The 6304-nt window shown below is 66.3% G+C and carries 7 protein-coding genes; all 7 read left to right on the forward strand.

Features of this window, described 5'->3' with window-relative positions:
* Positions 1-21: 21 nt before the first annotated feature.
* Positions 22-882, forward strand: coding sequence for a MurR/RpiR family transcriptional regulator (locus NLI84_RS17045; RefSeq protein WP_255991981.1), 861 nt, complete (start codon positions 22-24; stop codon positions 880-882).
* A 4-nt stretch (positions 883-886) separates the two neighbouring features.
* Positions 887-1408: a hypothetical protein gene (locus NLI84_RS17050; protein ID WP_255991982.1), complete on the forward strand. Its 522-nt coding sequence runs from the start codon at positions 887-889 to the stop codon at positions 1406-1408.
* Complete coding sequence (locus NLI84_RS17055; protein WP_255991983.1) at positions 1405-2895, forward strand: N-acyl-D-amino-acid deacylase family protein; 1491 nt, start codon at positions 1405-1407, stop codon at positions 2893-2895. Before NLI84_RS17050 ends, NLI84_RS17055 begins: the two co-directional genes overlap by 4 nt.
* Positions 2888-3277 carry a RidA family protein gene (locus tag NLI84_RS17060; RefSeq protein WP_255991984.1) on the forward strand — a complete coding sequence of 130 codons (390 nt, stop codon included), beginning with the start codon at positions 2888-2890 and terminating at the stop codon, positions 3275-3277. Before NLI84_RS17055 ends, NLI84_RS17060 begins: the two co-directional genes overlap by 8 nt.
* 14 nt (positions 3278-3291) lie before the next feature.
* On the forward strand, positions 3292-4224 hold the full coding sequence (locus NLI84_RS17065; protein ID WP_255991985.1) for a sugar kinase: 933 nt from the start codon (positions 3292-3294) through the stop codon (positions 4222-4224).
* On the forward strand, positions 4221-5396 hold the full coding sequence (locus NLI84_RS17070) for a hypothetical protein (protein ID WP_255991986.1): 1176 nt from the start codon (positions 4221-4223) through the stop codon (positions 5394-5396). The genes NLI84_RS17065 and NLI84_RS17070 overlap by 4 nt, the downstream gene beginning before the upstream one ends.
* Before the next feature lie 330 nt (positions 5397-5726).
* On the forward strand, positions 5727-6304 hold a 578-nt coding region (locus NLI84_RS19065; RefSeq protein WP_284699966.1), incomplete at its 3' end, for a carbohydrate-binding protein.

Here is a 6304-nt window from a genome sequence, read left to right on the forward strand (position 1 = left end):
GACCACACACAGAACCCGCCCATGAACGTCGACATCATCTATCACATCCGCGCCAGCCGGGAGCGGCTATCTGCCACCGAACAGAAGGTGGCCGACGCCGTGCTTGCAGACATCGATTTTGCGGCCCGGGCCAATATCAACGAACTGGCTACGCGGGCCGGAGTAAGCATCGCCACCATTTCGCGCTTTGCGCGCTCGGTCGATTGCAGCGATATCCGCGAGCTCAAGCACAAGCTGGCGCGCGCGGGTTCGGTGGGCGAACGCTTCCTTGCGCCGCAACTGGAAGAGAGCGCGTTCTACAGCCGTATCGTCGGCGATATCGACGCGGCGCTGCGTCGGCATCTACTGCTCTTCGCCGAGGCGGATTTCCACGCCGCCGCCGCGCTGATCGCCAAGGCGCGCATGGTCTACGTGATCGGCATGGGCGGCGCGTCGACCATGCTGTCGGACGAGCTGCAATTCCGGCTGGCGCGGCTGGGCTATGCCGTCGCCAGCTACCACGACGCGGTGCTGACCCGCATGCTCGCCGCCACGCTCACCCCCGAACACACGCTGGTGATGCTATCGACCAGTGGCGTCACGCCCGAACTCTTGGCCACCGCCGAGATTGCCCGCGAATACGGCGCGCACATCGTCGCCCTCACCGTGCCCGGCTCGCCGCTGGCCAGCCTCGCCAGCGTCGTGATTCCGCTATCGCTGGAAGAAACCGACTTCATCTTCAAGCCTTCGGCCTCGCGCTACGCCATGCTGCTTGCCATCGACATCCTCGCCACCGAGCTTGCGCTGGCGCACAAGAGCGAAAGCCAGGAACTGCTGCGCCGGGTGAAGCTCGCACTCGACGACTACCGCGGCGGCGGCGGCTGGCTGCCGCTGGGGGATTGATGAGATGGACCCGCTTACCAAGGAAGAGCGACTGCAGCTGGTTGCGCGGCTGGATGGCTATCTCGATGCCGCAGCCTCTGTGAACGGTGAATTCCGTGACTTTGTCGCCAGCGCACAACTCATTCCTAAAAATGGCTACAACGTCACGCAAATGCTTCAGCACTTTGTCGCCAGTTGGGAGCCGGCCCACGCATGCAAAATCGTATCGCTGTCGGATGCACACAAATGGACCGCAATTGAGTCTTTTCTCGAGCAAGCGCTGCTCACATGCCCATTCAACGAACCTAGCATGGCTCGGAGTCTGCATGTCCAAGAACGCCGATTCGAACTCGCATTTCAAGCCTCGGACATGGTGATGTTTCTGTCACCCAATCACAAACCTACTGCCTGCTATCGAGCAGAGCTGGTATCCAAACTGGTACATACGGCACAGATATGTGTCGTCGAATACGAAAGTGACTATCTAGTGCTGACCAACATCCATTGGCGCACGGGGCACTTGGGCGACCAGGAGGCTGCCACGTGACAGCACCATACGACTGGCTAATCCGCCACGCCACCGTCCACGACGGTAGCGGCGCCACGCCATTTTCCGCGACGCTGGCCATTGCGGACCAGCGCATCGCCGCCATCGCGCGCGATGGCGAGCTCGACCTCGCCACGGCCACCCGCGAAATCGATGCGACCGGCCTCGTGCTCGCGCCCGGCTTTATCGACGTGCACACGCACGACGACACCAACGTGATCCGCCAGCCCGACATGCTGCCCAAGCTGTCGCAGGGCATCACCACCGTCATCGTCGGCAATTGCGGCATCAGCGCGAGCCCGGTGCGACTGCGTAGCGAGCCGCCCGATCCGATGAATTTGCTGGGGGGCATGGAGCACTTCGTCTACCCGCGCTTTGCCGACTACCGCGCCGCCGTCGATGCCGCGCGGCCGGCCGTCAACGTGGCAGCGCTCGTCGGGCACACCGCACTGCGGCAGAACCAGATGGATCAGCTGGATCGCGTCGCCAGCACCGCCGAGATCGCCGGGATGCGCGCCGAGCTGGCCGACGCGCTCTCCGATGGCGCGCTGGGGCTGTCGACCGGCCTCGCGTACGCGTCGGCGATCAGCGCCAGCACCGACGAGGTGAAACAACTCGCCGAGGAGCTGGCCGCGCACGGCGCGCTCTACACCACCCACCTGCGCACCGAGTTCGACGGCATCGTCGAAGCGATCGCCGAGGCAATCGCCATCGGCACGCACGCCCAGGCGCCCGTCATCGTGTCACACCTGAAATGCGCCGGCGCCGGCAACTGGGGCCGCAGCACCGAGGTGCTGGGCGCGCTGGAAAACGCCGCCGCGCACCACCCGGTCGGCTGCGATTGCTACCCCTACGCCGCGAGCTCGTCGACGCTCGATCTCAAGCAGGTCACTAGCGACTTCCCGATCACTATCACCTGGAGCACGCCGCATCCGGACATGGCGGGCCGCAACCTCGCCGACATCGCCGCCGACTGGGGCGTGCCGCTGCTCGACGCTGCAGCGCGGCTGCAACCGGCCGGTGCCGTTTATCACGGCATGGATGAAACGGACGTGCGGCGCATCCTGGCGCACCCGCTGACCATGGTCGGCTCGGACGGCCTGCCCAACGACCCGTTGCCGCATCCCCGGCTGTGGGGCGCGTTTCCGCGGGTACTCGGCCATTACAGCCGCGAGGTGGGCCTGTTCCCGCTCGCCACGGCCATCCACAAGATGACGGGCTTGTCGGCCAGGCGCTTCGGCCTCGCCGAGCGCGGCCTGATCCGGGTCGGCCACTGGGCGGACCTGACGCTGTTCGACCCGGCCAGCGTGCGCGACAACGCCAGTTTTACTGCACCGGTCGCCGCGGCTTCCGGCATTGTCGGCGTATGGGTGAACGGACAGCTCGCCTACGACGCGGGCACACCGACCGGCGCGCGCTCCGGCCGTTTCCTGCCGCGCGAGACCGATCTGCGTCACACCTTCAACCCAGGAGCAAAGCATGAGTGACATCACCCGTATCGGCGTCGAAGGCGGCAAGGGCACCGGCGGCCAGCACCTGCCATTCGCGCGTGCCGCGGGCGCCGATGGCTGGCTGTTCGTGTCCGGCCAGGTGCCGATGGTGAATGGCGAAGTGATCGACGGCGGCATCGTCGCGCAATCGCACCAGGCCATCCAGAACCTGCTCGCCATCCTCGCCGAAGCCGGCTACGGCCCAGAGCACGTGGTGCGCTGCGGCGTGTGGCTGGACGATCCGCGTGACTTCATGTCGTTCAACAAGGTGTTCATGCACTACTTCGGCGCCAACCCGCCAGCCCGCGCCTGTGTGGTGTCGAGCATGGTCGTCGACTGCAAGGTCGAAGTCGATTGCGTGGCGTACAAGAAACCCTGATCAGGAATCCATCCATGAATATCGCGGCTCTGGGCGAAGGCATGCTCGAACTCTCTGGCATGCCGCTGGTGCGGCGCTGGGGAGGCGACACGCTGAACACCGCCGTCTACCTCTCCCGCCAGCTCCCAGCCAACCACCGCGTGCGCTACCTGACTGCGCTGGGCGACGACAGCCTATCCGACGAGCTCATCACCGCCTGGCGCAACGAGCACCTGCTGACTGACCGTATCGCCCGTCTACCCGGCCGAACCCCGGGGCTTTACCTCGTAGAGACCGACACGGCCGGTGAACGGCGCTTCCACTACTGGCGCAACGACAGCGCGGTACGCCACTGGTTTGCCGGCGGCCTCGATTTCGCGCGGCTGTTCGACGGGCTCGATGCGCTTTACCTCTCCGGCATCACGCTGGCGCTGTTCCCGCCCAAGGAGCGCGCCCGGCTGATCGCGGCGCTGATCGAATTCAAGGTACACGGCGGGCACATCTGGTTCGACAACAACTACCGGCTGCCGCTATGGAGCCGCGAGGCCGCGCGCGATGCCTATACCCAGCTCTACGCCATCGCCGATATCGCCCTCGTCACCGAGGACGACGAGACGCTGGTGTTTGGCGATGGCGGCGACACACTCATCGAACGCATTCGCGCCGCCGGCTGTACAGAGCTCGTCGTCAAGCGCGGCGCGGCGCCCTGTCTCGTTGTCGCGGGCAAGGTGCGTTGCGAAGTCGCGCCACAACCGGTCGCGCGCATCGTCGATACCTGTGCCGCCGGCGATGCCTTCGCCGCTGGCTACCTCGCGGCCCGGCTGGCCGAGGCCAACCCGGTGGCCGCCGCCCACGCCGGCCACGCGCTCGCCGGCGTGGTGATCCAGCACCCCGGTGCCATCATTCCATCCAGCGCGATGCCGCACGCCATCCCTACTGCAGCCCACGCCATCCGGAGGCCCGCATGACCACCCGCTCGCTCTACACCTATTCCTGGGACGTGGCCGGCCGCAACACCGTCGCCTTCGTCGACGAAGTGCTCGCGCTCGGCCTCAACGGCGTCAAGCTCGCCGCCAGCTACCATGCCGGCAAGTTCATCCGTCCGCCACGCGCGGGCCAGGTGGGCGGCCGCGTGGTGTTCCCCGAGGACGGCGCGCTCTACTACGAGCCCAGCCACAGCCATTACGGCACGCTGCCGGCCTATCCGCACTCCGACCCGGCGCAGCGCCGCGTCGCCTACGATCTGGCCGACGACGGCCGGCTGGCGCTGTCGGCCTGGACCATTTTGTTCCACAACTCGCGCCTGGGCGCCGAGCACCCTGAGCTCGTCACCCGCAATGCCTGGGGCGATGGCTACCTGTATGCGCTGTGCACGATGCAGCCGGCCGTGTTTGACTACGGCGTGGCACTGGCCGCCGACGTGGCGCAGGCGCTGCCGTGGCAGAGCCTGACACTGGAATCGCCTGGCTGGGCGCCCTATGGCCACGGCTACCACCACGAATTCGCCCAGGTACGCGGCAACGTCTGGCTCGACACCATGCTGGGCTTGTGCTTCTGCGATGCCTGTAAAGTGACCGCCCGGGCACGCGCAATCGACGCTGATGCGCTGGCCGCTCGCGTACGCAACCGGGTCGACGGTTATCTCGCCGCGCATGTCGATGCCGCACCGGACCAGGCGGGCGCCTGGCTCGCCGCCGACCTGTTCGAGGATCTGGAACTCGCCGCCTATATCCGCATGCGGCAGGAACGGGTGACCGAGCTTGTCCACACCATCCGCCAAGCGATCAAGCCGGAAACGGCGCTCTACGTGATCCCCACCGTGCAGCGCCCCACCGCGCAGACTTGGCTGGAAGGCAGCGATCTGGCCGCACTCGCCAAGGTATGCGATGGGGTCGAGGTGCCGTTTTACGAGCCGAATGCCGAGCGGGTGATCGCCGATGGCGTCGACACCGTGCGCCGCATTGGCGACGCATCCAAGGTGCGCGCCATCCTGCGCCCTGGCGTGCCAGACCTCGGCGATGGCGCGCAGCTGCAACCTGCCTACGAGGGCCTGAAGGCGCTCGGCATTCAAGCCTTCTCCTTCTACAACTACGGCATGCTGCGACCGACAGCGCTGGCCACGCTGGCCGCGCTACGTTAAGCCATGAGCGGGCCGGCACCCCCTTCCGGCCCGCGCAATTTCAGCTGCGTGGACGCGCTTTTGGCAGCGCTTTCCTTTTGCACTGAAAGCGCAATCATTTATACCGTTCATCCCCTAAATTTCATACGTTTGTCATTTTCCCGCTTGTAGTTTCCACCTCGCGCGTGAGATGTATGGCGCCACAAAGCCACCGGTCCTAAGGCCGGGGCAACGTCGTCGGACTGTGGGGATGGACATCCGCTACCACCGGGCCCGCCAGGGTTCGGATCGGGTCATTCTCGCTCCGACGTTCCATACAAAGAAGCCCTCGGGCTCGCGGAGAGAGAAGAAATGAAATCACCCAAGCTGGCGATGCTGGTCATCGCAGCAGCCGTATCGACCCTGGCCGTCCATGCCAACGCCGCCTGCCGCGGCAACTGGGCCGAAGGCAATGCCTACCAGGCCGGCGATACCGTCACCTACAACGGCGCCACCTACACCGCCCTCGTCACCCATACCGCCTATGTTGGCACCAACTGGAACCCGGCTTCCACCGCCACGCTGTGGCAAGCCGGCGGCAGCTGCGGCTCCGTACCGACCCCCGCACCCACGCCGTCCCCGCAAGCCACCCCGACGCCGCGCCCGACCACCGCGCCGCAACCAACCCCGACGCCTTCCACCCCGTCCACCTGCACTTCGGCACCGGCCTGGACCGCCAGCGGCGTCTACAACGGCGGCGCCCGCGTGAGCTACCAGGGCACCGTGTACGAGGCCAAATGGTGGACCCAGGGTGACAACCCGGCCCAATCGGGCGAATGGGGCGTGTGGAAGGTAGTCGGCACTTGCTCGGGCAGCTCGCCCACGCCGACCAAGGCACCGGTCCCGACCCCAACGAAGGCCCCGACGCCGCAACCGACTGCTGCTCCCAC

Source organism: Chitinolyticbacter albus, assembly GCF_024437655.1.
Lineage (GTDB): Bacteria > Pseudomonadota > Gammaproteobacteria > Burkholderiales > Chitinibacteraceae > Chitinolyticbacter > Chitinolyticbacter albus.

Bases quoted from the DNA above. Each gene is read 5' to 3' on its own strand.
- NLI84_RS17045 (WP_255991981.1), top strand. From the start codon at position 22: ATGAACGTCGACATCATCTATCACATCCGCGCCAGCCGGGAGCGGCTA.
- NLI84_RS17050 (WP_255991982.1), top strand. From the start codon at position 887: ATGGACCCGCTTACCAAGGAAGAGCGACTGCAGCTGGTTGCGCGGCTG.
- NLI84_RS17060 (WP_255991984.1), top strand. From the start codon at position 2,888: ATGAGTGACATCACCCGTATCGGCGTCGAAGGCGGCAAGGGCACCGGC.
- NLI84_RS17065 (WP_255991985.1), top strand. From the start codon at position 3,292: ATGAATATCGCGGCTCTGGGCGAAGGCATGCTCGAACTCTCTGGCATG.
- NLI84_RS17070 (WP_255991986.1), top strand. From the start codon at position 4,221: ATGACCACCCGCTCGCTCTACACCTATTCCTGGGACGTGGCCGGCCGC.